General features: G+C 67.5%; 21 protein-coding genes and 2 pseudogenes. 9 read left to right on the top strand and 14 right to left on the bottom strand.

Annotation, left to right across the window (positions count from 1 at the left end):
* Position 1: 1 nt before the first annotated feature.
* Entirely contained in the window at positions 2-865 is an 864-nt protein-coding gene (locus WS64_RS24780; RefSeq protein WP_060968006.1) for an XAC2610-related protein, read from the top strand.
* Between the two features lie 553 nt (positions 866-1,418).
* Positions 1,419-2,303: a helix-turn-helix transcriptional regulator gene (locus tag WS64_RS24785; protein WP_060968007.1), complete on the top strand. Its 885-nt coding sequence runs from the start codon at positions 1,419-1,421 to the stop codon at positions 2,301-2,303.
* Positions 2,304-2,393: 90 nt separating this feature from the next.
* Here WS64_RS24785 and tam read toward each other — a convergent pair whose 3' ends face one another.
* Complete coding sequence (tam, locus tag WS64_RS24790; RefSeq protein ID WP_060968008.1) at positions 2,394-3,179, bottom strand: trans-aconitate 2-methyltransferase; 786 nt, start codon at positions 3,177-3,179, stop codon at positions 2,394-2,396.
* Between the two features lie 138 nt (positions 3,180-3,317).
* On the opposite strand from tam, the gene WS64_RS24795 reads away from it, so the two are divergent.
* Entirely contained in the window at positions 3,318-4,214 is an 897-nt protein-coding gene (locus WS64_RS24795) for a LysR family transcriptional regulator (protein ID WP_059640526.1), read from the top strand.
* Positions 4,215-4,275: 61 nt separating this feature from the next.
* Here the strand turns inward: WS64_RS24795 and WS64_RS24800 are convergent, their stop codons facing one another.
* The 3 genes from WS64_RS24800 to WS64_RS24810 form a co-directional block, all read right to left on the bottom strand.
* A complete protein-coding gene (locus tag WS64_RS24800; RefSeq protein ID WP_059640590.1) occupies positions 4,276-4,710 on the bottom strand; it encodes a GNAT family N-acetyltransferase in 435 nt (144 codons plus the stop codon).
* A 162-nt stretch (positions 4,711-4,872) separates the two neighbouring features.
* A complete protein-coding gene (cynS, locus tag WS64_RS24805) occupies positions 4,873-5,343 on the bottom strand; it encodes a cyanase (RefSeq protein WP_060968009.1) in 471 nt (156 codons plus the stop codon).
* 36 nt (positions 5,344-5,379) lie between these two features.
* Entirely contained in the window at positions 5,380-6,039 is a 660-nt protein-coding gene (locus tag WS64_RS24810) for a carbonic anhydrase (protein ID WP_060968010.1), read from the bottom strand.
* A 113-nt stretch (positions 6,040-6,152) separates the two neighbouring features.
* On the opposite strand from WS64_RS24810, the gene cynR reads away from it, so the two are divergent.
* Entirely contained in the window at positions 6,153-7,073 is a 921-nt protein-coding gene (gene cynR / locus WS64_RS24815) for a transcriptional regulator CynR (protein ID WP_060968011.1), read from the top strand.
* 74 nt (positions 7,074-7,147) lie between these two features.
* Here the strand turns inward: cynR and WS64_RS24820 are convergent, their stop codons facing one another.
* Both WS64_RS24820 and WS64_RS24825 read right to left on the bottom strand, forming a co-directional pair.
* Entirely contained in the window at positions 7,148-7,351 is a 204-nt protein-coding gene (locus tag WS64_RS24820) for a hypothetical protein (RefSeq protein ID WP_060968012.1), read from the bottom strand.
* A gap of 23 nt (positions 7,352-7,374) precedes the next feature.
* Positions 7,375-8,703: a DUF3422 family protein gene (locus WS64_RS24825; RefSeq protein ID WP_060968013.1), complete on the bottom strand. Its 1,329-nt coding sequence runs from the start codon at positions 8,701-8,703 to the stop codon at positions 7,375-7,377.
* 161 nt (positions 8,704-8,864) lie between these two features.
* Here WS64_RS24825 and WS64_RS24830 point away from each other — a divergent pair, with 161 nt between their 5' ends.
* Positions 8,865-9,740, top strand: coding sequence for a LysR family transcriptional regulator (locus tag WS64_RS24830; protein WP_006485479.1), 876 nt, complete (start codon positions 8,865-8,867; stop codon positions 9,738-9,740).
* Between the two features lie 27 nt (positions 9,741-9,767).
* Here WS64_RS24830 and WS64_RS24835 read toward each other — a convergent pair whose 3' ends face one another.
* Positions 9,768-10,340: a hypothetical protein gene (locus WS64_RS24835; protein WP_059640534.1), complete on the bottom strand. Its 573-nt coding sequence runs from the start codon at positions 10,338-10,340 to the stop codon at positions 9,768-9,770.
* A 520-nt stretch (positions 10,341-10,860) separates the two neighbouring features.
* Here WS64_RS24835 and WS64_RS24840 point away from each other — a divergent pair.
* The 4 genes from WS64_RS24840 (at position 10,861) to WS64_RS24855 (ending at position 14,169) form a co-directional block, all read left to right on the top strand.
* On the top strand, positions 10,861-11,538 hold the full coding sequence (locus WS64_RS24840; protein WP_244166678.1) for a hypothetical protein: 678 nt from the start codon (positions 10,861-10,863) through the stop codon (positions 11,536-11,538).
* Positions 11,535-11,888 (top strand): hypothetical protein, encoded by a 354-nt coding sequence (locus WS64_RS24845; RefSeq protein WP_060968014.1) that lies wholly within the window; start codon positions 11,535-11,537, stop codon positions 11,886-11,888. The genes WS64_RS24840 and WS64_RS24845 overlap by 4 nt, the downstream gene beginning before the upstream one ends.
* 338 nt (positions 11,889-12,226) lie before the next feature.
* A complete protein-coding gene (gene blaOXA, locus WS64_RS24850) occupies positions 12,227-13,033 on the top strand; it encodes an OXA-1043 family class D beta-lactamase (protein WP_060968015.1) in 807 nt (268 codons plus the stop codon).
* Positions 13,030-14,169: an acyltransferase family protein gene (locus WS64_RS24855; protein WP_060968016.1), complete on the top strand. Its 1,140-nt coding sequence runs from the start codon at positions 13,030-13,032 to the stop codon at positions 14,167-14,169. Before blaOXA ends, WS64_RS24855 begins: the two co-directional genes overlap by 4 nt.
* 173 nt (positions 14,170-14,342) lie before the next feature.
* On the opposite strand, the pseudogene WS64_RS24860 reads toward WS64_RS24855, so the two are convergent.
* From WS64_RS24860 to WS64_RS24885, 7 genes and pseudogenes are all read right to left on the bottom strand, one after another.
* Positions 14,343-14,933, bottom strand: a pseudogene (locus WS64_RS24860) (class I SAM-dependent methyltransferase).
* 499 nt (positions 14,934-15,432) lie between these two features.
* The gene (gene poxB, locus WS64_RS24865; protein ID WP_059579660.1) at positions 15,433-17,154 is read right to left on the bottom strand and encodes a ubiquinone-dependent pyruvate dehydrogenase; all 1,722 of its coding nucleotides are present in this window, start codon (positions 17,152-17,154) and stop codon (positions 15,433-15,435) included.
* Between the two features lie 282 nt (positions 17,155-17,436).
* Entirely contained in the window at positions 17,437-20,442 is a 3,006-nt protein-coding gene (locus WS64_RS24870; RefSeq protein ID WP_060968017.1) for an ATP-binding protein, read from the bottom strand.
* A pseudogene (locus tag WS64_RS33490) lies at positions 20,427-20,645 on the bottom strand (transposase); the annotation flags it as partial. The pseudogene WS64_RS33490 and the gene WS64_RS24870, both read right to left, overlap by 16 nt.
* Positions 20,646-20,755: 110 nt before the next feature.
* Positions 20,756-21,415: a response regulator gene (locus tag WS64_RS24875; protein ID WP_059640548.1), complete on the bottom strand. Its 660-nt coding sequence runs from the start codon at positions 21,413-21,415 to the stop codon at positions 20,756-20,758.
* A 351-nt stretch (positions 21,416-21,766) separates the two neighbouring features.
* Positions 21,767-21,955, bottom strand: a complete 189-nt coding sequence (locus WS64_RS35365) for a hypothetical protein (RefSeq protein ID WP_081059181.1) — start codon at positions 21,953-21,955, stop codon at positions 21,767-21,769.
* Positions 21,956-22,075: 120 nt separating this feature from the next.
* On the bottom strand, positions 22,076-25,150 hold the full coding sequence (locus WS64_RS24885) for an ATP-binding protein (RefSeq protein ID WP_060968583.1): 3,075 nt from the start codon (positions 25,148-25,150) through the stop codon (positions 22,076-22,078).
* Positions 25,151-25,523 lie beyond the last annotated feature (373 nt).

Here is a 25,523-nt window from a genome sequence, read left to right on the forward strand (position 1 = left end):
CATGACACGATTTCCGCGATTCCACCCGCTTGCCCGTGTCGCCGCGCTGCTGTTCGCCACGTGTGCGTCGATCGCACCCGCCGCGCACGCCGCCCGACCGCTGCTCGAGTTCAAGATCGACGATGCCGTCACGGCACGCGTCGAGCGCACCGACGGCGCGCACGTCACGGTCCGCTTCCTGCCGAGCGGAACGACCCAGACGCTGGACGTCGCCGCCGCCGACGAGGAAGGCCGCTACCACCTCGCGACCGACGACTACAACTTCGACGGCCATCGCGATCTCGCGATGCGCGCGCTGCTCGGCATGGTCAACGAGAGCTACGGCATCTACCTGTACGACCCCGCGCGCCAGCGGTTCGAACCGCTGAAGATGCCGGCGGGCAACGGGCCGCACGGCAATTGCGACGACCTGATCAACGTCGAAGCGAAGCCGAAAACGCGCACGCTGTACAGCTCGTGCCGCGGCGGCCCGATCTGGTACACCGATGCGTACCGCTTCGACGGCAACGGCAAGATGTATCTGTATCAAACCAGCGAAGCGATCCCCGACGACCTGCGCGATCTGCTCGACGGCGACTCGGGCCCGTCGTCGATGCTGCTCACCTACGACGAGCACGGCAGGCGCGTGTCGCGCCGCCCGCAGGGTCAAGACGGCGGCACGGTCACGTTCAAGGTGCGGCCGGCGCGCCTGCCGCTGCACGTCGCGATGAGCGACGCACCCACGCGCCGCTACGTCGTCGCGGGCGACACGGTGGAGGTGATCGATGCGAGCGACGATTTCCGGTGGTTGAAGGTGCGGTATCGCAATCCGCAAGCCGGCGCCGTGCAGGGCTGGGTCAGTGCGAAGGAGGCGATGGGAAACTGAGGCACGATGCAGTGCTTCCCCGCGCTGCCACATATCGAGCGCTGAACGTCCCATCAACAGGGATGCCTGCCCCAATGTCGACGCACGCCGCGCCACGGCTCCAACGTTCGCTCCAACGCCATTCGACTCGGCCGCCTCGTTCGCACGCGTCGGCCGGCGCATAGAACACAGGAGACGACCGTTGCCCACCCGCATCGCCGCGAGGGCGCTCGCGGGCAGCCTGCCGTACGGGCTGCTCGTGGGCAAGGTGGAACGCATCGACGCGTAGCCGCGCAAGAAAAAGGTGGAGATGCAGTGACTCGTTTACACTGCCCCGGTATGCCCTCTTCGGGGTGACGCGCGACGTTTTACGGGGCGAACGGATCGACACGACGCCTGCCGGTATTTCCCCGGATGACGTCCTTCGCGGCAAACGCTAGAATCCAGCCGCGTCAAGGGCCTGCTCCCGCGGATGACGGGCGTGCGGTCGGCCCCGCCGAGGGCCGGCCCGACACCTGTTTTTTTCGTATCAGGGGAACGCGAGTCATGGGCGGAACAGGCCCTTCGGAACCGCATGCTGCTCAACGTGAATTCCTTCCACCGCGACAACGACCGCTTCAACGTGTCGTTCAAGGCATTGGGCGAGCTGATCGAGACGGTCGGCACGCCGCACTTCGTGCCGCGCCTCACGCAACTGCTGAACGAGATCGTGCCGCTCGACGTCGCACACGTCGAACGCTCGCGCGTCGACGGCACGATGCCCACCGGCTACCGTTGCGAATGGATCGGCAGCAGCGGCATCGGCGCCGCGTCCACCGAAATCTCCGACGTGATGACGCTCTACTACGAGCGCTTTCTCGACAGCGACCCGCTGTTCGCGGGGCTGCGCGGCAAGACGGGCACGATGCTCGTCGTGCGCGACATCGCGGCGATCCCGCCTGGCGAATTCCGCCAGCGCCTGTTCGACGACGTGCATATCGGGCATGAATGCGTGCTCGCACGCGGCACGCGCTATTCGCAGCATTCGATCGCGCTGGAGCGCGGCCGCGACCGCCCGCCGTTCACGCTCGCCGAGATGAACCGCTTCCGCAGCATCAGCGACATGCTGTTCCCGCTGCTCGAACTGCATGCATCGACCACCGCCGCGCGGCGCATCGCGCACGCGACGCCCGACGTCCATCCGCTCGCGCAATTCGATGCGCGGCTCGCGGCCGACGGCGTGAAGCTGTCGAAGCGCGAATACGAAACCTGCAAGCACCTGCTCTCCGGCAAGACCGTGCCGGAAACCGCCGGGATTCTCGGCGTGCGGGTCGCGTCGGCCGAGTCTTACGTGAAGCGTGCTTTCGCGAAGCTCGGCGTACGCACGAAGCGCGAACTCGCCGCGTGGGGTTCGGCCACCGCCGCGCGCCCCGCCACCGAAGCGCGCGACGGCGGCGCGCCGCCGGCCATCTTGCGCTGACCTGCGCCACCGCGTCGGCGCCCCGGCATCGGTGCAGGCGGTGCGCTGACGCACGGCCATCGGTCTAATCGATGCCGCGTCGTTGCCACGTTACTTGCGCGTCGCCACGATGAACAGGCGCGGAAACGGCAGCAGCACCGTGCCGTCGTCCTGCGGCGGATAACCGTTCGGCCCGGCCAGCGCGTCGCGATAGCGCGCGAGAAACGCGCGCTGTTCGGACGCGTCGAGCGCCGCGAGGAACGGCCGCAGCGCGCTGCCCTTGAACCATTCGACGACCGCATCCGCGCCGCCGCGCAGCGGGTGGTAATAGGTCGTACGCCACACGTCCACGCGCGAGCACAGCGGCGCGAGCAGCGCATGGTAATAACGCGCATCGAACCGCTCGGTGCGCGCCGCGCCTTTCAGCTTGTCGGCCCACGGCCCGGCCGCGGCGACTTCGCGCATCAGCCGGTGCGCAGGTTCGTCGAGGTTGTCGGGCATCTGCACCGCGAGATGGCCGCCCGGCGCGAGCCGGCCGACGAGCATCGGGAACAGCGTGTCGTGCGCGGGCACCCATTGCAGCACCGCGTTCGACAGGATCAGGTCATAGCCGCCCGGATCGTCCCAGGTGGAAACATCGGCCACGTCGAAACGCAGCGCCGGCAGGCGCTTGCGCGCGGCCGCGATCATGTCCGCCGACGCATCGATCCCGTGGATCGTCGCGTCCGGCGCGCGCCCGATCAGCGCTTCCGTCGAATTGCCGGGCCCGCAGCCGATATCGATCGCCGTATGGATCGGTGTGTTCGGCACGGCGGCCAGCAAGTCGCGCACCGGCCGTGTCCGTTCGTCCTCGAACTGCACGTACTGATCCGCGTATTGATCGAGCGGGGTCGTCACGATAGATCTCCTTGTCGGCATGAGCGGCCGCCGCGCATCCGCGCGGGGGAAGCGGCTGGCCATCGGTCCAGCGCATTCTGCGACTGCCGCCGGCCTTCAGTAAAATGAATTTAATATCGTGATTGATTCAAAATTCTGATGAAAATCGATACGCTCGGTGTCCAGGCTTTCGTCGCGATCGCCGACGGCGGCAGCTTCAGGCAGGCAGCCGATACGCTGCATGTCACGCAAACGGCGATCACGCAGCGGCTGCGCAAGCTCGAGGCGTATCTCGGCGTCGCGCTGGTCGAACGCACGACGCGCCGCACCACGCTGACCGAGATCGGCCGGCGTTTCCTGCCGCAGGCGCGCCGGCTGCTGAACGAGCTCTCCGATGCGCTGACCGAAATCCGCGAGACGGGCCTGAGCCAGCGCGGCGACGTCACGATCGCGTGCGTGCCGACGGTCGGCGTGCAGTACCTGCCGCGCATCCTGCGCGCGTTTTCCGGGCACCGGCCGCACGATCGCGTGAAGATTCTCGACCACGCGTCGGCGTCGGTGCTGCAGGCCGTGCTGCGGCGCGAGGCGGAATTCGGCATCGGCATCGCCGGCGACCAGCACCCGGAACTCGTCAGCGTGCCGCTCACGCATGACCCTTACGTACTCGTGTGCCGCGACGATCACCCGCTCGCGAAGCGGCGTCGCATTCGCTGGGCAGCGCTGCAGCCGCATCCGCTGATCTTCGCCGGCGAAGTGAGCGGCAATCGCGGGCTGCTCGAAGGCGCGCTGAAAACGAGCGGCGTATCGCTGCATTCGTTCTACGAGGTGCAGCGCAGTTCGACCGCGCTCGGGCTCGTCGCGCAAGGGCTCGGCGCGGCCGTCGTGCCGAAGCTCGCGCTCCAGAAGAATGCGTATCCGATGATCCGCACGATCGAGCTCGTCGAGCCGTCGGTGTCGCGCACGCTCGTGCTGGTCACGCGCCGAAGCGCGCAACTGTCGCCCGCGGCGCGGGCGCTGTACGACATGATCGTCGAGCGTGCGGCGCCCGGGCGGTGATTCGCGAGCCGCGCGAGGCGACCGGCGCGTCACGAGACGTCAGGAAGCGGCCCGTTGCCGCTCAAAGCACCTTGACCATGAACACGCGCGCCGCGCCTTCCGGCTCGCACGGCACTTCGCCGAACGTCTCGTAACCGTGCTTCCGGTAGAAGTCCGGCGCCTGGAACGAGATCGTGTACAGCACCGCACGCGCGCAACCGCGCCGCTTCGCCTCCGCTTCGGCCTCGCGCAGCAGCCGGCTGCCGAAGCCACCGCCGCGCAGCGATTCGGGTAAATAGAACAAATCGATGAAGAACAGGCCGAGCGACGTGCGGCCGGTGAGGCCGCCCAACACGTCGCCGGTCGCGGGATCGGTCACGTAGACATCGAGCGCCGCCGCATCGGCACGCCCCGTCAACGCATGGTTGAATTCTCCGAGCTTGCGGCTGATGAAGTCTCGCGCGGCCGGCTGCTCGGTGTCGGTCAGTTGAAGGGTGACGTCGGGACGGGTTGTCATCGAAGCGAACGCGTACGTGAAAAGACCGCCGGGTGCGGCGCCCTCGGCGGGCGTCGCACGACTATAGCGCGTCGTCATGCGCCCACGCCACCGCGAACGTGCGCCCGCCGGCGCACGTCGGGCGGAACCGCGCGGCACCGCCGTGACGGCCTCGCACCGGCGTCAGAACGGCTTGGTCGGCAGGTACTTGCCGTCGAGCGTGATCACCGCGCGCGACCCGCCTTCGGGATCGTCGACCTTCTTCACGTCGAGCCGGAAATTGATCGCGCTGATGATGCCGTCGCCGAACTTCTCGTGAACGAGCGCCTTCAGCGTCGTGCCGTACACCTGCAGCATTTCGTAGAAACGGTAGATGGTCGGGTCGGTCGGCACGCGATCGTCGATGCTGCCGCGCAGCGGGATCGTCTGCAGCAGCAGCACCGCGTCGTCGTCGAGGCCGAGCTTGTCGGCGACGATGCGCGCCGCGTTGGCCGGCAGCGCATGCTGGCCGAGCAGCGCGGCCGTGACGAACGCCTCGCTCAGGCCCGTGCCTTCGGTGAGCTGCGCGAACGACAGGTTCTTGCGCGCCTTCGCGAGGACGACGGTTTCCGCCAGCGCGTGGCGCGCCGTCTGACTGTGCTGGGACTGGATCATGGCAATTCCTCGTAGTGGTGTGGGAGCAGGAGCGATTCAGGCCGCGACGGGCAGCGTCGCGGGGGTGGCGCGGACGCCGGGATGGTCCGCAAGGGACACGAACCGGCCGCTCGCGCCGTCGTAGGCGTCGATGCAGCCCGACTCGATGTCGTAGACCCAGCCGTGCAGCGCGAGACGCCCTTGCTCCAGCGCGAGCCGCACGGCGGGGTGCGTTTTCAGGTTGGCCAGTTGCGCGACGACGTTCTCGCGCACCATCGCGTCGATCCGCTCGCGCTCGCTGCGATGCGTGCGCGCCTCGTTCACGACCCGCGCCGAATCGGCATGGCGCAGCCAGTGGCCGACGGCCGGCATGTGATCCATGCACTGGCACGTCGCGATCGCGGTCATCGCGCCGCAATCGGAATGCCCGCAGATCACGACGTCGGTCACGCGCAGCGCGGCGACCGCATATTCGACCGACGCCGACACGCCGCCCGGCTCCGGGCCGTACGACGGCACGATGTTGCCCGCATTGCGGATCACGAACAGGTCGCCCGGCTCGCGCTGCGTGACGAGCTCGGGCACGAGCCGGCTGTCCGAGCAGGAGATGAACAGCGCCCGCGGGTGCTGGCTGCGCGCGAGGTCGCGGAACAGCGCGGCGCGCGCCGGATACGCGTCGCGCTGGAACTTCAGGAAACCTTCGATGATGTCCTTCATCGCGTGTTCTCCGGTGCGGGTGGAATCGATGAAGGGCAGGTTACGCCGTGCTTCCGATAACGTAAAAGACTGTTTTATGATCCACCGGATAAGCAGGACTTATAGGAACCGCCATGCTGCTGCGTCACATCCACTACTTCCTGGCCGTCGCCGAACACCGCAGCTTCACGCGCGCGGCCGCCGCGCTGCACGTGTCGCAGCCTGCGCTGTCGCAGCAGATCCGCCAGCGCGAGGACACGCTCGGCGCGCAACTGTTCGACCGCACCGGCCGCGTCACGCGGCTGACCGATGCCGGCGGCGTTTATTTCCGCTATGCGCGGCAGGCGCTGCACGATCTCGCGGAAGGCCGGCGTGCGATTCACGACGTGCAGGATCTGAGCCGCGGCTCGCTGCGCGTCGCGGTCACGCCGACCTTCACGAGCTATCTCGTCGGGCCGCTCGTCGAGGCGTTTCACGGCCGCTATCCGGACGTGTCGCTATCGGTGCGCGAGATGTCGCAGGAGCGCATCGAGGCGCAGCTCGTCGACGGCGAGCTCGATGTCGGCATTGCATTCGACGAGGTGCAGACAGCCGATATCGACGCGCAAACGCTACTGGTCGAAACGCTGGCGCTCGTCGTGAACCGCGGGCACGCGCTCGGCGGCAGACGCGAGGTCGGCCTGCGCATGCTGCACGACGCGCCGCTCGTGCTGCTCACCGCGGAATTCGCGACGCGCACGCAGATCGACCGCTATTTCCGCGCGCACGACGTGCAGCCGCGCGTGCTGATGGAAGCGAATTCTCTCGGTGCGGTGATCGAGATCGTGCGCCGCACGAACCTCGCCACGCTGCTGCCCGCGACGATCGCCGTCGAGCACGACGATCTCGTCGCGCTCGCGCTGGACCCGGCGGTATTGCGGCGCACGGCCGTGCTGTTGCAACGCAGGGGCGCGTATCGGAGTGCGGCCGCGCGCGCGTTCGTCGAGCTAGCGCTCGAGCACGCGGCGGAAAGATCGAAGGGGAAAGGCGATGCGCGTGCGACGCGCAAAAAATGACCGGTTGAATGCCGGTCATGCGGGACGAAAGACAACGCTGTCCCGCGTGACGTCGAAACGACGCGAGAAGCGCGTCAGTTGTACCCGAGGATCGCCACTGCCGCGATCTCCGGCCGATCGATCGTATTGCCGACGAGCGACATCGTCGGCTCCTGCAGCACGGACTGATACGAGGTCGCGCGCGCATCTTCCGGCATACCCGCGTCGTCGGCGGCCGGTTCGCCGAACGTGGCGTCGAAGCCGCTATCGAGCGCCGTTTGCTGTTGCGAAAAAGTCATCTCCACTCCTTTGCGTTGATGGGTCATCGATATTTCAGGGCCCGCTTCGACGCCGCCGCGCGCACGGATTCCCCGTCATGCGCCGCCTCGGACCGCGCAAGCTGTGCCCGTGTGCGCCGCGTGATGTGGATCACCGCGAACACGACCGGCGCGATCAGCAGCCCTTCCGCCAGTTCGGGATCGACCGGCAGGTTCATCACGTGCAGCGCCTTGAACGCCGCCGTCGCGAGCGACAACACGTAGTACGAAATGGCGGCCACCGACAGCCCTTCGACCGCGTGCTGCAAATGAAGCTGGTTGCGCGCGGTGCGCTCCATGCCGGCCAGCAGGCGCGTGACGTCCTTTTCCTGAGCGAGATTCACGCGGGTGCGCAGCAGGTCGACCGCACGCGCGATTCGCGCGGCGATCTGCTCGTGGCGCGCCCACACGCTGCGGCACGTTTCCATCGCCGGCGCGAAGCGCCGCTCCATGAATTCAGCGATCGTCGGCATCCCTTCGATACGCTCCTCGCGCAGCTCCTGGATGCGCGCCAGCACGAGCTTTTCGTATGCGCGCGACGCGCTGAAGCGCGCCCCCGATCCGGACAACGATTCGACGCGCACCGCGAGATGCGTGAGCCTGACGAGCAGCGCCGCGTCGTCGCCGTCGGCGCCGCTCGCGTCCATCCGCTGCATCAACGCATGCAGCGCCGCATGGATCTCGTCGAGCTCGCGGCTCATCCGGCGCGCGACGGGTAACGCGAGCAGCGCCATCATCCGGTAGGTTTCGATTTCGTACAGGCGCTGCAGCAGGCGGCCGCCCTGCTCCTCGCGGAAATCCTCGTCGACGACGAGAAAGCGCATGAAGCCGTCGTCGCGTACGTGCCAGTCGCAGAACACCTTGCCGCCGCCGAGCACGTGGCTGCCGACGAGCGCGGGCCCGTCGATCCAGCGCCGCAGGTCGCCGCACACACGCTGCGCGGCATCGCCCGACAGCAGTTCCATCCGCACCGCGACGAAGCGGATGCCCGCCAGCCGCGCGAACCACGCAGCCGGAATGCCGGTGATCGCGAGATCGTCGAAATAGCCGGCGTCGCGACGCGGCGCGACGAACGTGAAGGTCGAGAATTCGGTGTGGCGCTCCCACTTCAGGTGCCAGCCGCACGGCGACTGCACCGCGTGGTGCGTCGCGCCTTCGTGCGGCGCGTCGATGCCCGTGTCGCGGCACAGCGCGTGCAGCAGCGTTTCGTGGATGTCGGGCTGGCCGTCCGCATAGATCGCGTAATGCGTGAGCGATACGGCTTCGGCGAGCCGCAGGAACGGCCGCGCATGCAATTCCGCGGCCAGTGCGGCGCGCAACGGATGGTCCATCATCGATTCACCACGCTTCCCTGTTCGGTCCCGCACGCCGGATCGTCCGGCCCGAGCGCCGCGCCTCGTCGGGCGAAGCGCCAGCGTGATCGCACTATGGCAGACACACAGCAACAATAAAAACGCATAATGCTGATCGTTACGTTCAGTTTTCCTGATACCCCATGAAGATGCTCGATCACGACGTGCTGGCCACCGTCGTCGCCGTCGCGGAAACCGGCAACATGACCCGCGCGGCCGAGGCCGTGAACCGCTCGCAGTCGGCCGTGAGCATGCAGATCAAGAGCCTGGAGGACGCGATCGGCCGGCCGCTGTTCGTGCGCAAGCCGCGCAGCATCGTGCTGACGCGCGAAGGCGAGGTGCTGCTGGGATTCGCCAGACGAATGCTGGCGCTGCGTGACGAGGCATGGGCGGCCGTGGTGCGGCCGGAAGTGACCGGCAAGGTCGTGATCGGCGTGCCGGACGACTATGCGTCGTCGCTGCTGCCATCGGTGCTGAAGAAATTCTCCGCGACCTACCCGAAGGTCGAGATTCAGGTGATGGGGCTGCCGAGCAGCGCGCTCGCGCCGCTGATCAAGGAGGGCACCGTCGATCTCGTGTGCGGGACGCGCATCAAGGGGCTGTCGGGCGATTTCATCCGCCACGAGCCGATGGCGTGGGCCGCGATGACGAACGGGCCGCGCGTGTGGGAGGAGCGGCCGCTGCCGATCGCGGTGTTCATGCCGGGCAGCGTCGCGCGCGAGAACGCCATCCGCAGCCTCGAACGCGCGAAAGTGCCGTACCGCACGTCGTATGAAAGCCCGAGCCTGCTCGGGCTGCTCAGCATGGTGGAGGCCGGCCTCGCGGTCGCGCCGCTCGCGCGCTGCGCGATTCCCGCGCAACTGTCGATGCTCGGCCGCTCGCACGGGCTGCCCGATCTGCCGCCGCTCGAGCTGATCCTCGCGCGCAGCACCAAGTCGAAACGGCCGCCGTGCGACTTCCTCGCGGAACAGCTGATGGAAGACCTGCAACGGCAGACCGGGCAGACCGGCGACGCCTGAGCCCGCCGGCGCTCGCTCGCCGCGGGCTCAGCCGTGGCCCGTCGCGCCATGTCCGGCCGCACGCAACGCCGCGTTGACGATGCCGGCCACCGTGTCCACGAGCGCTTCGAGCGTGTCGCCGTGCACGTGCCGCCCTGCCGGCGGAACGTGCTCGCTGCGCCGGCCGCCCCACTGCGAGCCGGCCGTGACCGACAGCGTCGCGCTGAACCGCTGGCCGTGTCGCCGGCCGAAGATGCCGATGCGCCGCTCGGCCACATAAGCCTGTTCGGGAAGAAACAACCGGATCTCGACCGCGACTTGATCGGGGTCGGCCGCATTCGCATCCCCGTCCGCATCGAACGCCGGTGCGAGTGACTTGACGATGCGAAACGTCACGTGGGAATCCCACGCGGCGAGCGGCCCGCCGGCCGCATCGACGCGTTCGGCGTCGACCGACCACTGATGGCGATCGGGCACGCGAATCGCCTGGCGCAGCAGCACGTCCGCCGCGCGAACCGTCACCATCAATTGCCGGGCAAGCTGCCTGCCCGACGGCAACGCCGCAGCGTGCGCGCGACGGGCGGCCGGGCGCGCGATACGCACTTCTTCCGTAAGGTACATGGGCCCTCCCTGTTCAGGGGTAGCGCCGCGTTCGACGCAGCGCACAAACGGCCGCCGTTGCCGACCGGCGGACAGCACGCCGGCCGGCGAATCGGCGGCGGATTAACCGAGCAATCGGCGTTCCCGGCTCAGCGGGCGGCGGGCGGAACGCGCATCGAACGCGGGAAAGGGATGAATGAAGGTCATGGCGCGGACGGAAGCCGTCCCGGCTGTTCGACACGTCCCCAGCTTAGAAGCGACCGTATAAAAGCCGTGCAAAAAAACGGGGCAGTCGTGCAAAAAATGGCATGCCGCGCGACGGACGGATCCTGCTGTTTTACGAGCCGGCCTGCCGCGCGGCGCTGCCGACGTTCGACAGGGGCAAGGCGGATACGACGGGCAATCGAGTCGACATCCGATCAGCCGTTTGGCGGACTCGGCCCGCCGGGGGCGCGGCGATATGCTGGGCGCTTTCCACTCGTCGCCCGCAGCCATGACCGTTCAGCGTGTCGATCTCAGTCACGTCCTGCCATACGAGACGATGTACTTGGACGATCGGCTCACGGTCGATCGAAACGATCTGGATATCGCCGCGTGCCTCGGCGTGGACGGCGACGTGCCGGACGAACTGCTGGTTTCGCTGTGTGGTGCGCCTGCCGGGTCGGACGTTCAGGTGTATCTCGATAGCACGAATCGACTGACGTTCTCCGTGACGCATCCAGGACTCATCCGATCCGAGAACCGCGTATCCGTGCTTCAAACCCACGAAGCGTCCATACTGGAACTTGGGATCATCGATCTCGTCGATAACGCTGTCGTCGGGCTCGGCGCGGCGATGCTGTGGCGAATCGTCAGGGCATGTGATAGGTTGAAGATCGCGCGGATCAGCGCATTCGCAATAGGCGGCCGCAAAGCACCACCCGAACCCGGCGGGCCTCGGCTCTGCGGATATTACGCGTGGCCGCGGTTTGGTTTCGATGCGCCCATTCCCGGCACGCATGGCGACGAGGCTGCACTGTTCCAGTACTTCCAGGGATATCCGGTCGGCTTGGCCGACGGATCGCTTCGGTCTCTGCATGCGCTTTACGCGACGCGATCCGGACGAGACTTCTGGCGGGCGGCCGGATCGCATCGCGTGATGACATTCAACGTTGCGCCTCATGGCGCGTCAGTACTGGCACTGCAACGATACCTGATCGAAAAAGGGATATACGGATGACTCGGAAACACCGTCCAATTGCCGGCTTTCGGATTGTGAAGCCCACGGCCGGACGCGGTCGCGCGCCGAACACCCATCTTCCCATTCGCTTCTCGCAGTTCAAGCAGCTCATCCACGCGCTCATCACGCACGAACGTCATGACGGACACTCGCAGGCGTCAAATACGGCTACCGTCGCGCCCGATACACTGCCGGCCCTCCACTCGCCCGCGCCGCCGCAACGAAAAGTCTTCGACGTGGGGCCGATCGACCGGTCGAAGAGCACGCTGAGCGTCATCTCGATAGCCGACGCCGAAGCGCGTTGCCGCCGGGAAACGCTCCTGCACTTCGGGTTGGATCCGGACCTGTAACGCGTCGCAAGCCCCGGGCAGCCGCCTCCCCCTGCCACCACGCGACAACCGCGCCGGTCCGCGCGAGGTGGCTTTGTCCGCCCGCAGGCACAGGACGGCCGCGAGCCTTTCATCGGCGTGACAATGCGTGTGATCGACACGAGCCGCTGGACCCGGCGAGCGTCGCCATGCGCGCCCCGTCAACCATGACAGGTCGACAGCCGGCGATCCGCCGATACACTGTGACCCACCCCGACGGCCTCGATCGCACTCACCCATGCCGGCCGTCGGCTTCGATTGCGCACGGCCCTCCCGCTTCCCGCCCGCGCACCTTCCGCACGCTTTCCAAGGAGTTGCACTTGAAGCCCTGGCGCCATGCGCTGTTCGCCTTCGCCGGCCTCGCGGCCGCCGCGCCGTCTCACGCCCATCCCGTTTGCACCGTCGTCGCCGACGCCGACACCGGCACGGTGCTCGTGCAGCAGGGCGACTGCACGACCCGCGTGACGCCTGCATCGACGTTCAAGGTCGCAATCGGCCTGATGGGCTTCGACGCCGGCGTGCTGAAGGACGAGCACACGCCCACGCTCCACTTCCACACCGGCTACCCCGACTGGGGCGGTGCGCCGTGGCGCGAGCCGACCGACCCGGCACGCTGGATGAAGCTGTCGATCTTCTGGTATTCGGAGCAGGTCGCGCAGGCGCTCGGGCACGCACGCTTCCAGCAGTACACGAGCGCGTTCGCCTACGGCAACGCCGACGTCACCAGCAACGACGGCGAACGCCCCGGCGTGATGGGCGCGTGGGTCAATTCGTCGCTGCGCATCTCGCCGCTCGAACAGATCGCGTTCATGCGCGGGATCGCACGACGGACGCTGCCCGTCAGCGCGCACGCGTACGACATGACCGCGCGCATCACGCTGATCGACACGCAGCCGGGCGGCTGGACGGTGCACGGCAAGACCGGCACCGGCTCGCCGGGTATCGAGTACGACGCCGCGCACGCATACGGCTGGTTTGTCGGCTGGGCGACGAAGGGTGCGCGCACGCTGGTGTTCGCGAACCTGATCCAGGACGACGAGCGGCAGACGCCGAACGCCGGCCTGCGCTCGCGCGACACGTTCCTCGCGGCGCTGCCGACGCTGGCCGAACCGGCCCGGCCGCAATGAGCACCGCCCCCCGCAACGCCCGCATCGACCTGCTGCGCGGCGTCTCGATCCTGCTCGTCCTGCTGCATCACTTCAACATCGCGTATTCGCTGCGCGACACCGCACTCGCGCGCGTGCTCGGCTGGGACACGATCCATGCGATCGCGCGCAACGGCAACTACGGCGTGACGATGTTCTTCACGATCTCGGGCTACCTGATCACGTCGAACGCGCGCCGCCGCTGGGGCAGCCTCGGCGCGCTCGACGTGCGCGCGTTCTACGTGTCACGGGTCGCCCGGATCGTTCCGTGCCTGCTTCTGCTGCTCGCGCTCGTCAACGGCCTCGCGGCGGCCGGCGTGCCGATCTTCACGAACCATGCGCCGCAGGGCATCGCCGTGTCGTACTGGCTCGTGAATCTGGCGTCGCTCACGTTCTGGATGAACGTGCTGATCGGCGCGTACGGATGGGTCAACTACGCGCTCGGCGTGCTGTGGTCGCTGTCGGTCGAAGAGGTGTTCTATCTGTCGTTCCCGCTGCTGTGCATGGCGCTGCGCCGCGACACGCGGTTGTTCGCGTTCTGGCTGCTGATTGCCGCGATCGGTCCCGTGTACCGCTACACGCATCAGGGTGACGAAGCCGGCTTCCTCTATGCGTACTTCGCATGCTTCGACGGCATCGCGATCGGCTGCTGCACCGCGCTGCTGGCTGCACGCGCGCGATGGCGGTCGCTTGCGGCCGCGTCCGTGCAATGGCTCGCCGCCACACTGATGACTGCGCTCTATCTCGCGTGGCCGATCGCCGAAAGCCATGTGTTCGGCGTGTCCGCCATGGCGCTCGGCACGGCCATACTGCTGATCGGCGCGCATGCGGAACCTACATCGGCTCACGGCCGCATGCTCGCGCCGCTGCGCTGGAGCGGCCGGCTCAGCTATGAGCTGTATCTGTTCCATTTGATCGTGCTCGGCGCGCTGCGCACGTTCTGGCCGCCGTCTGCCACGCATGGCGACGGCAAGCTGGCGCTGCTCGTCGCCTATCTGGCGCTGTCGGCCGGCGTGAGCGCGGTCGTCGCACACGGCTACGCGACGCCGCTCGATCGCTTCATCAAGCGGGTCGCGTCGCGGCCCGGGGTGCAGGTAACGGACAGCGCGCGTGTCTAGCGCGTGACCATATCGCTGGTATCGCCGACACGACACCGGCGACCTGACCACAAGCACTGCTTACGACGCGTCGACCCATCCAGAGGCACGAACCGGATATGACGGCACGATGAATGGAAACTGGAAGAATCGGTATGGCCGCTGCAAGGATGCGGCGCCACGCCGCGGCCAGCTCAGCCGGCGTATTCGGCGGCGGCGCAGCGCACGGTGACGATGCGTGCCGGCGGAAGATTGGCCCAGACGATCCGGCTGTCGCACGCGACGAATCCCGGATCGCCGAGCGGATGACGGCCGGGCGGGCGCAGATCGTATGTGAACTAAATCATCACGCCGTCGGCCGACAGCGCGCGTTGACATTGACCGAGGATCGCCGCCACGTCCTCACGCGGCAGCGTGCGCAGCGGCAGGCACGACACGATCGCGTCGACCGTGGCGCCCGGCGGCAGCAGCCGCTCGAGCTGCCGCGCGTCGCCCGACACGATCGAGATGCCGGGAAAGCGGCGCCGCAGATGCTGCACGAACGCCGGCGAGCGTTCGACCACGACGAGGCGCCGTGGCGCGACGCCGCGTTCGAGCAGCGCCGCGGTGACTGCGCCAGTGCCGCCGCCGAGCTCGACGACCAGCCCGTCGCCGCCCGGCACCGCGTCGGCCATCTCGCGCGCCAGATGCCGCGAACTCGGGCACAACGCGCCCACCGAGGCCGGCCGGCCCGCCCACTCGCGCACGAACAGTGCCGAGACACGCCACGCGTTCGGCCACGTCATAGGCGCGCCTCCAGCGCTTGTGCGCTCAGCGGCGGCGTGCCGACGACTGCGCGCAACAGGGTTACGGCGACACGGGCAAGGTTCATGCGCATCCTCCTGGCGAATCGGTCCGCCGCAGGACGCGCGACGGTCAATCGATTCTAGGAAACGCAAACTTAAGGCGACGTGAAGATTGACCCTGATTCGCCTGACCCATTCGTGCCCGACCACTCGCCCGTTCCACGCGCGGCGATCGACGCGCCGCGGCAAGCGCGCGGCGCAACGCTCGCCGACGATCCACACCCGATGCCGCGTCGTCTCTCGATCGCGGCGAGATCGTCGGCCCGCGACCTCGTGGTGGCGGCCGAAATGGGGTCTGGACATTGATGCGGAGTGCCATTCGCCCGCGCCCCACCCGCCGACGGCGTCGACGGTGGTCATCGATGCCGTGTGCAAGCAGGCGGCACTGCCCGCGCTGTGCACCGCGCGCCATGCTGATTGCACGACGCGCAGCACACCGTCACCGCAAGTTGGTTCTCGCGAGTTCGACGATCTCGTCGCCGCGCCCGCTGAGGATCGCGCGCAGCATGAACAGGCTGAAGCCCTTCGCATGCGCGAGCTCGATCTTCGGCGGCATCGCGAGCTCGTACTTCGACGTGACGACGTCGACCACCGCCGGCCCGTCATGCGCGAATGCCGTACGCAACGCGTGCTCGACGTTCTCCGAATGCTCGACGCGCACGCTGAAAATGCCGGCGCCTTTCGCGATCGCCGCGAAGTCGGTCGGGCTCAGGTCGACGTTCGTGTCGAGATAGCCGGCCGCCTTCAACTCCATCGACACGAAGCCGAGCAGGCTATTGTTGTACACGACGATCTTGATCGGCAGCTTGAGCTGGCGGGCGCTCAGCAGATCGCCGAGCAGCATCGACAGCCCGCCGTCACCCGACAGCGACACGACCTGCCGCCCCGGATGCGCGCCCTGCGCGCCGAGCGCCTGCGGCATCGCATTCGCCATCGACCCGTGGTTGAACGAGCCGTGCAGTTGCCGCTTGCCGTTCATCGTCAGGTAGCGCGCCGCCCACAGCGTCGGCGTGCCGACGTCGGCCGTGAAGATCGCATCGTCGGCCGCGACTTCGTCGATGATCTTCGTCAGGTACTGCGGATGAATCGCGCGGCCCGGCGGCTCGGCCACCGCGAGATCGTCGAGCCCCTTGCGCGCGGCCGCATAGTGCTTCAGCGCATTCTCGAGGAAGCGCCGCTGCGTCTTGCGCGTCAAGCGCGGCAGCAACGCCGCGATCGTCTCCTTCACCGTGCCGACGAGCCCCAGCGCGAGCGGCGCGCGATGGCCGAGCTGCGAGCCTTTCCAGTCGATCTGCACGACCTTCGCGTTCGCCGGATAGAACGGCCGGTAAGGGAAATCCGTGCCGAGCATCAGCAGCGTGTCGCACGATTCCATCGCGTGATAGCCGGAGCTGAAACCGATCAGCCCCGTCATCCCGACGTCGAACGGGTTGTCCCATTCGACGAATTGCTTGCCGCGCAGCGCATGCACGACCGGCGCGCCGAGCGTGTCGGCCAGCGCGACCACTTCGTCGTGCGCGCCCTGCGTGCCGCTACCGCACAGCAGCGTGACGGCGTCGGACCCGTTGAGCAGCGCCGCGAGCCGGTCGAGATCGGCATCGGCCGGCACGATGGACGGCGGCGCCGATTCGCTCCAGGCAGGCGCCTCGTCCGGGCCGTCGCCGAGCGCGATGTCGCCCGGCAGCACGATCACCGCGACGCCGCGTTCCTCGATCGCGGTGCGCATCGCCCGCGCCAGCACGCGCGGAAACTGCGACGCGTTCGTCACGAGTTCGGCGAAGTGGCTGCACTCGCGAAACAGATCCTGCGGATGGGTTTCCTGGAAATAGCCGAGGCCGATCTCGGTCGACGGAATGTGCGCGGCGATCGCGAGCACCGGCTGGTGATTGCGGTGGCAATCGTACAGGCCGTTGATCAGGTGCAGGTTGCCGGGGCCGCAGCTGCCCGCGCAAACGGCGAGCCGCCCGGTCGACGCGGCATCCGCGCCGGCCGCGAACGCCGCGCTTTCCTCGTGCCGCGTGTGCATCCAGCGAATCGAGCCGATCTGGCTCAGGCTGAACGACAGGCCGTTCAGGCTGTCGCCCGTCACGCCCCAGATGCGCTCGACGCCCGCTGCCGCCAGCGTCTTCGCCAGGTATTCCGCCATCGTCTGTCTTGCCATGATGCCCTCACAGTTAGGTTATCGCGACATGCGGCATCTGCCCCGCATGGGCGCATGATAGTCAAGGACGCAAACTGACGTCTGATCGGTGCAATCGCGGCCCGTTGCGCGCGGAACACCCACGCGAAACCGGCCGTCACGCCGCGCGACAGCGGCAACGCGTGCGTGGACAGGATCTCCGCGAGCACCATGAACGAGCATCCGCTCGGCGGGCTCGGCTTCATCGGTTTCGCGGAAGAAGTGCGGGCGCAGGAGGCGCAGCCCGGCGCGGCGCCAATCGGTTCAGATGCCGGCCAATCTCGCCAGCGCGGCCTCCATCGCCGCGCGTATCTCCGGCCATTCCCGCTTGAGCGCGTCGAGACCGCCCGCAGCCAGCATGCGCTCGCCTTTCGCGCATGCTTCGCTCGACTCCGCATCGCCGGCCAGCGCGAAACCGCCTCGCATCGAATGCAGTTCGCCGCGGAGGCATGCGACGTCCCCGTGCAGCAACGCGGCATCGATCGTCGCCAGCGAGTGCAGCGTCGAGGCACGCAATTTTTCGCGTATCTCGTCCGTCATGGGCGGCACCGGCCGGGCGGCACGATCGGCCTGATGCGACGCCGCCGCGCCGCGTCCTCCGTGGCGCCGCAACACCGCGCCGAGCGCATCGATCGACAGCGGCTTGAGCACGACCTCCGCGACGCCGGTCTGCGCGCAGCGCCGCCGATCCTCCTCGGTCGCATGCGCGGTCATCGCGATCACCGGCACCTTCGCCCCCTGCTCGCGCAGGAAGTTCGCGAGCGCGAAGCCATCGAGTTCCGGCATGCCGAGATCGGTCAGCACCACGTCGAACGGATGCGCGAAGAACGCGCGCATCGCCTCGACACCGTTCGCGACGAGCATGGCGTCGCAATGCAGCGCATCGAGCTGATCGCGCAGCAGCGCGCGGCTCGCCGGATGATCCTCCGCAACGAGCACGCGCAGCGGAGTCTCGCCCGCCGCGTATGCCGGCAACGACGATGCGGCGGAATCCGTCTCGTCGAACTCGGCGCGCCATCCGGACGGGGCGTCGCGCAACGGCAGCGACACGATGAACGTCGCGCCCTGGCCCGGCCGGGTCTCGACCGCCAGGTCGCCATGCATCAGCCGCGCGAGGCGCCGGCACAACGGCAGGCCGAGCCCCGTGCCGCCGAAGCGCCGGTAGATCGACGCATCGGTCTGGACATACACGTCGAACAACGTCGGCAGACTCTCCGGCGCGATACCGATACCGGTGTCGCGTACCACCACCTCGACGCCATGCGCTCGACCGTCGGCGCCCGTCGGGCGCGCCTCGATCGTCACGCTGCCGCGCTCGGTGAACTTGATTGCGTTGCTGACGAGATTCGACACGATCTGACGCAGGCGAGTGGGGTCGCCGACATAACCGTCGGCCAGTCGCGGATCGATCCTGCATTCGAGCGCGAGGTGCCGGGCGGCGGCGAGCGGACGGAAAATCGCCGCGACGTCGCGCACAACCGCACGCAAATCGAACGGCACGGCCTCCAGCACCATCTGGTTCGATTCGACCTTCGACAGATCGAGCACGTCGTTGATCACGCGCAGCAACGCATCCGACGACGACATCACCGTCTGCAGGCGTCGCCGCTCGTCGGCCGGCAACGGCGCGCGCTCCATCAACTCCAGATTGCCGACGATCGCGTTCAGCGGCGTGCGGATCTCGTGGCTCATCGTCGCGAGGAACGTCGACTTCGCCTTGTTCGCATCGTCCGCCGCCTCCCGGGCCTCGCGCAGCATGCCCTCTACCCGCTTGTGGGCGGTGATGTCGGTCAGCGTACAGAGCAACACATCGACGCCGCGATAGCGCGTACGGACGATGTGCGCGGCGAGAAAGGCCGTCCCGTCGCCGGCGAGACGGACCGGCAATTCGTGCGTGACGACACGTGGCGTCCGCCCGCCCGCCATACTGTCGTGATAGGCCTGCCAGATGCGCTTGCCGAGCGGCGGCTCGGTTCCGGTGTCGTCAAATGCCTGCGCGGCCTCGTTGCGCACCATGGTGTCGCCGTTGGCGAGCGACAGCAGCATGAGCCCGGCCGGCGCCGTGCGAATCAGCGTGCGGTTCAGCGCCTCGCTTTCGATCAGCCGGATTGCACGACGGTTCATCGGGCGCAGCGCGCGTCGGTCGAACATCACGATCGCGAACCACACCATGCCGATCGCCAGCACCGCGAGACCGATCGCGATTCCGAGGCGGGCAGCGACGTCGTCGAACAGGCTGCGCCACGAGATGGTCGCGATCAACGCCGCGCGGAACCCCGCCATCTGGTCGCCGATGACGATATTCATGCCGACGCGATGGAGCGCCGCCCTTTCATCGTGCGCCCCTTGCGCAAAGTCGAGTGCGCGGGCAGTCAGCGCCGGATCCGCTTCGCGCCCCGTCAGGACATGCGCGCCCGGGGCAACCAGCGCGTAATCCTTGCCGACGGACGAAGAACGCAGAAAATCGTCGATCGCAGGTCGCGTGACAAGGGCAAACCAGGCGATCGGCTTGCCCTGCGCGTCGCGTACTGCCTGCACGAACCGCAGCACCGAACGTCCGACGAGCGGGTCTTGTCGCCGGTCCAGCAGGATCTTCCGGTAATCCGATTCGGCCGCCGCCGATATGAACTCGGGCGGCGGCTGCAACTGCCGGATCAATGCCTTGATGTCGAAGCCCGCGGGCAGCGCCAGCACCTGCTTGACCAACGGATACCCGGCGACAATGACGAAATTGCCTTCCGGATCGATCAGATATCCGCCCATTCCCGGATCGCCGGGCTGTTGTGCCGGCATGGTGCCCGTGACCTCGCTCTGCGCGAGCAGCCTGCCCAGCCACGGAGCATAGGCCTTTGCCGACTGCGATGACGAAGCGACCGCGAACGCGGCAAACGCCACCCGCCCCGCCTCGCCAACGACGACCAGCCTGCCGCGATCGTCGGCGAAGCGCCCGAGCGTATCGGGCGCCACGGCCGTGCGGTTCTTGGCGATCAACTCGATGTTCTCGACATAGCGGTTCTGCAGCGCCCTGACCACCTCCATCTCCGTGAGCAGGTCGGCCTTGCGCACCAGAAACTCCGAACGGTAGTGCGTAAGCGATTCCTGCAGGTCGAGTCGCACGACAAGTGCCGCGCAAACCAGCACGAACACCGTGATCGCCACACCGCTCCCGTACAGCAGCCATTGCTGCTGGCGCCGCACGCGCCCGGGCTCGAACGGCTTGCGGCCCGGGGCGGTAGCGTGCGCAATCAGCGCTTTCAGTTTGGTGGGCATAAGAGACGCTGGCAGAATGATTTTTGAAGTTGCCGCCAGCAGATGATGCAAGCGGCGATTTTCATGAACGCCTCGCGTGTGGCAGCGAGGCGTTCGAACCGGATACGCAAGCGCCTGAAGTTGCGCAGCCATGCGAAGGGGCGCTCGACGCCCCAGCGGGTTTGTCCGAGGCCACTACCGTGCGGCTCACCTCGACGGGCGATCTGCATAGCAATATTCTCGTTGGATTTTCCAGGTGTCGTGGAAGTCGCCTCGGCGCCGGTGCAGCCGCCCGCGCCGCCCGGGTCACGGTTACCGCCCGCCGGTTGCCCGTCTACGCATCGGTCGCAGGCATGTCGGGCAGATGGCCCTCGCTTGCATAGCGGATCAGGTCCGCGTCGCGGACGATGCCGAGCTTCTTCATCGCGCTCGACTTCTGCGAACTGATCGTCTGCTTGCTCCGGTGAAGCTGAATGGCGATCTCGCCGACCGTCATGCCGGCCCCGTAAAGCCGCACGACCTCGATTTCGCGTGCCGTCAGCGCACGCGTGCCCGTCGATTTCTCGGTGCCCTCGAGCAACTGCTTGACGAACGGCGACAGATAGTTCGCGCCGACATAGGCCGCGTGAACCGCGCCGACCAGATGCGAATTCGCATCGGACTTGCTGAGGATGCACCCCACGCCCTGCCGCTGGATCGCATGCAGCACACTGGGATTGTCGATCATCGTGATCGTCACGAGACGAAGCGCGGGATAGCGGCGCTGCAGAAACGACAACAACGTGAGGCCGTCGCCATACTTGCCGCCCGGCATCACGTAATCGACGACCAGCACGTCGCTCTGCTGCTCGTCGAGCATCGCCACCAGGTCGGTCGAATTCGACACAGTGCCGAGCAGCTTGATCGTGCTGCTGCCCGCGAGTGCCTGCGACATCCCGAGTGCGGACGACGGATGATCGTCCGCCACCATCACTCGCACAAAAAATTCATCCATCTTTATTCTTCTCCCGATACACGCGGCCCGACGTGCCATGTTGAGCGACGCGCCGGGATTCGAATCGATCTCGCAACGGTTGGATTGCGACGTTCAGCGAACCGGGCGGTGCGCAGCGTAATTTTAAGATAATAGACGGGTTCGGCGTCGCCGCCGAGAATCGGGACTCGCGGCGCTTCCGCTGGTCCGCGCCCCGTCGACCTTCGACGCCACCGCCGACGCGCCGGCCGCCGGCTGGAACACGGCGCCGCGACGGCACGCACGTTCGACAATCGGACGCCCACGCACACCCGATCGACGGCCCCCACACCGTCGATCCATCCCGTCCCGCAAAGCGCCTTGGGCCGTTGCCTAACGCCTGGCCACGGTCTTGTCCGGTTCATCCATCCTGTCGTCCGCAGCATGCTGCCACTCAGTGATCGCCCGCCGCTTCTGCGACGGCGACATCATCATGAACTCGTTCAGCCTCGTGAGGAAATCCCGTCTGGATTTCTCCGGTAGCGTCGCGAATCCAAGCAACAGCCCGAACACCTTCCCCATATAGCGCACGGCCTTCGCCCTCCTTGTTCAATCGAAATCACGCGGCATCCGGGCGATGCCGCGTGTCTGCCTTGCCAGTTTGGACACGGGCGTTCTACGCCGCAGTCGTATCGTTCATTTTTATCGTCCCGGCCAGTGCGCCACCGCAGTCACGACTGCGCTCGACGCCGGCCGTTCGTCCGCGGCGACGGCGGGAAACCGTATTCCGCGCTGTCGTGCGATACGGGCCAGGCTGCGACGCAGGTCGGCCAGCGTCACCGGCTTGGTCAATACGCTGTCGATGTTCGACGCCGCGTAACGACGCGCGTCCTCGGGCGTCAAATGCGATGCGACCGCGACCATGTCGCAAGGCAACGCGCGCGCATGGACGGCTTCCGCGAGTTCGCATGCCGACATGTCGGGCAGGTCGGCGCCGAGCAGCAGCACGTCCCACGCACCGCTCGCGAGCGTATCGAGCGCGGCGCCGCCGGACGACACGCACCGGACCGCGCAACCGAGCACCTCGAGCTGCTCGCGGAAAATCGACCCGTTGACCGACGCGTCGTCGGCAACCAGCACGCGAGGCACACGCGCGCCGGAAGTTCCCGCTGGCCGATCGTCACTCCCCTCCCGCGCCGGCGGCCGCCGCTGCTCGGCCGTCGCGACGCGCGCCTGCTCGATCGCCGTGTACAACCCGTTCAACGAATAGCTCGACACGCGGATCGTGCGGCCCGCGACGTTCGGCTGCAGCGGGCCGTCCGGTGTCGCGAGTACGACCGGCGTACCGCCGCCGAGACTGTCGAGCTCGTCGCGCCGCCACTGCTCCGAATCGCCGAAGAGTACGATCGCGTGAGCACGCTCGAGGCACCCGGCGGCAATCCCGATCGGACTCGGATGCATCGCGACATCGAAACCCCATGCACGCAGATGCGGAAAGGCGAACGCGCGCCACGCGTCGTCGGGAGACACGACGATCAGTGTCCGGCGCTCGCCCGTCACCGCCCGGGATTTCGGCGCAATCTCCATGCGCAACGGCAATCGAACGGTAAACAGGCTGCCGACGCCCGGCGCGCTGTCGACCGAAATCGTCCCGCCCATCGCCGCGACGAGCCGATCGCACAGCGCGAGGCCGAGCCCCGTGCCGCCATAGCGCCGGGTGATCGACGCGTCGACCTGGGAAAACGGCTTGAAAAGTCTGGCCCGCTGCGCGGGATCGATGCCGATGCCCGTGTCCTCGATGCCGATCGCGAGTTCCGGTACGCCGCCCGTGCCTCGCCCCGCCACCACACGGGCGACGACGCGGCCTTCGCGGGTGAACTTGATCGCGTTGCCCAACAGGTTGCCGACCACCTGCGCGAGCCGCGTCGGATCGCCGCGCATGCGCTGCGCGCCGCTCGCGTCGATGTCGGCGAACAGCGGCAATCCCTTCGCCTTCGCGACGGAGGAAAATGCCGCCAGTTCGCGCTCGATCACCGCGATCACGTCGAACTCGATCGACTCGACCGACATCGCGCCAGCCTCGATCTTCGAGAAATCGAGGATATCGCTGACGATCGCGAGGAGGCCCTCCGCCGATGCGCGCAACGTCTGCACGCGGCTCTGCTGCGATGCATCGAGCGCCGTGCGCTCGAGCAATTCGAGGTTGCCGAGGATCACGTTGAGCGGGGTCCGGATCTCGTGGCTCGTCGCGGCGAGAAACGACGACTTGGCGGCATTCGCCGAATCGGCCGCGCGCACGGCTTCCTCGAGCTGATGCACGAGCCGGCGCTGGGCACTCGTGTCGGCGAAGGACGCGATCATCACGTCCTCGCCCTGATAGCGCGCGCCGTGCGCGATGACCTCCAGATGCAGCGGCGCGGCGCCGGATGCGTCGAGCACGAGCTCGGTCGTCATCGTTCGGCCGGCCCCTGCGTCCGCGACGAACCCCTCGTATTGCGCGAGGACCTGCGCCGCCAGCGCCTGCGGATCGCCGCCGTACGGCACGAGCATCTGCGCCAGCACGTCGCTCGCCAGTATCACGCGGCGATCGGATCGTGACACGAGCCCGATGCCGACGGGCGCCATTCCGATCACGCTGCGGCACAGATCCTCGCTGTCGAACACGCGTGCCGAGCGCGCGTAGACGGGCACGAGCATGCGCCGGTAGAAGCGCACCAGCAGCAGCCACATCACCGCGATCGCCAGCAGCGACGTCGCGACGAGCGCCCCGGCCTGCACGCCGATCGCGGCCGCGACATCGGCCAACGACAGCGCATAGGCGATCGTCCAGCCGGTTGCGGCGAGCGGACTGCGGAACACGATCGTGCCGTCGCGGAACATCGCCTCGGCCGGCGCCGCGTACTCGTGCGCGACGTCCAGCGCGAGCAGGCGCGCGTCGAGCGCCTGCGTGCGCTCGACCCCGGGATCGATCGTGATGAGCCGGTTGTCCGCGGTCGTGATGAAGAACACGCCCGCCGCGTGGCGATCCTGCAGCCACGACAGCAGATATTCAGGCGCGTACTCCGTCACGAGCACCGCGAACGGCTGGCCGTCGGCGCGCGCCTGCGCGGCGATCCGGATGCGGGCCTGCCCCGTCACCGGGTTGACGTAGGGCGGCAACCAATGCACGTGCGGGCGACCGTCCGCGCCGACTTCGGGCGTGGGTGTGAAATCGATGCGCAACGCGTCGAGCACATGCGCGCGCGCCTCGGCCGTGGCCAGCGCCGGGTTGTCGCCCGACAGGTGCGGCACCAGACCGAACAGCCCCGTGCGCGTGCTGTAGTGGTAACCCTCCAAGGTGCGTCCGCGATTGAGCGAACTCGCCGCGCAAATACGCGACAGCATGAACGACAGCGCGAGGTAGCGCGCCACCTCGTCGCGCCGCGTCGTCTGGCCCGGCACGCCGACCACCAGCGACGGATACGGCTTGATCGCGAGTTTCTGGCCGTCGGCGAAGAATGCGTCGACGACGGACGCCGGCGCCGCATCGAGCTCCCGCCAGATCAGCTGCGTATTCGCGACGCCGTTGCGGAACGACGTCTCGCTCACCTGGATCTCGTCACCGGTTTCCTCGACGCCGTTCAGGAAATTGCGCCGCTCGCCGTCCAGATAGCCGTATACGATCGACACGATCCCGAGCCCGCAGGCGACGAGAATCAGGATCGTCACGACGATGGCGCCGCCGAACATCGAAATGCTCTGATAGCGGCGAATGGACTGAAGCGTGCTGTACGGCATGGCCTGGCGCGACGGCACGTCGGGTTCGGCGGTGAGCGGATGCTCGGCCCGGACGGACGTCACGATGGAATGAAAGGGATGGAGTTGTCCCGATCATGCCAAACGACTCGGGGGAAATCAGTCGAGTCAGGCCGTTTTAGTACTCGTCTGAATAATTCGAATAATTGTTTTGAACTTGACCGAGTCTTTGATGCGACATTTCGACCGATCCGGGCCGCGGCGTCACGCGGGGAACGGCAAAGCGCGGCGTATGCAGAAACGAAATACCGCCGGCAGGCCGGCGGCAAAAGATGCGTCCACGCATCGCGTGTCGCACCTGAGGCACTCGATGAGGCGCGCGCGGGTCATTCTCGAAGGAACGCCCCACGCGGCG

This window comes from Burkholderia anthina, assembly GCF_001547525.1.
GTDB lineage: Bacteria > Pseudomonadota > Gammaproteobacteria > Burkholderiales > Burkholderiaceae > Burkholderia > Burkholderia semiarida.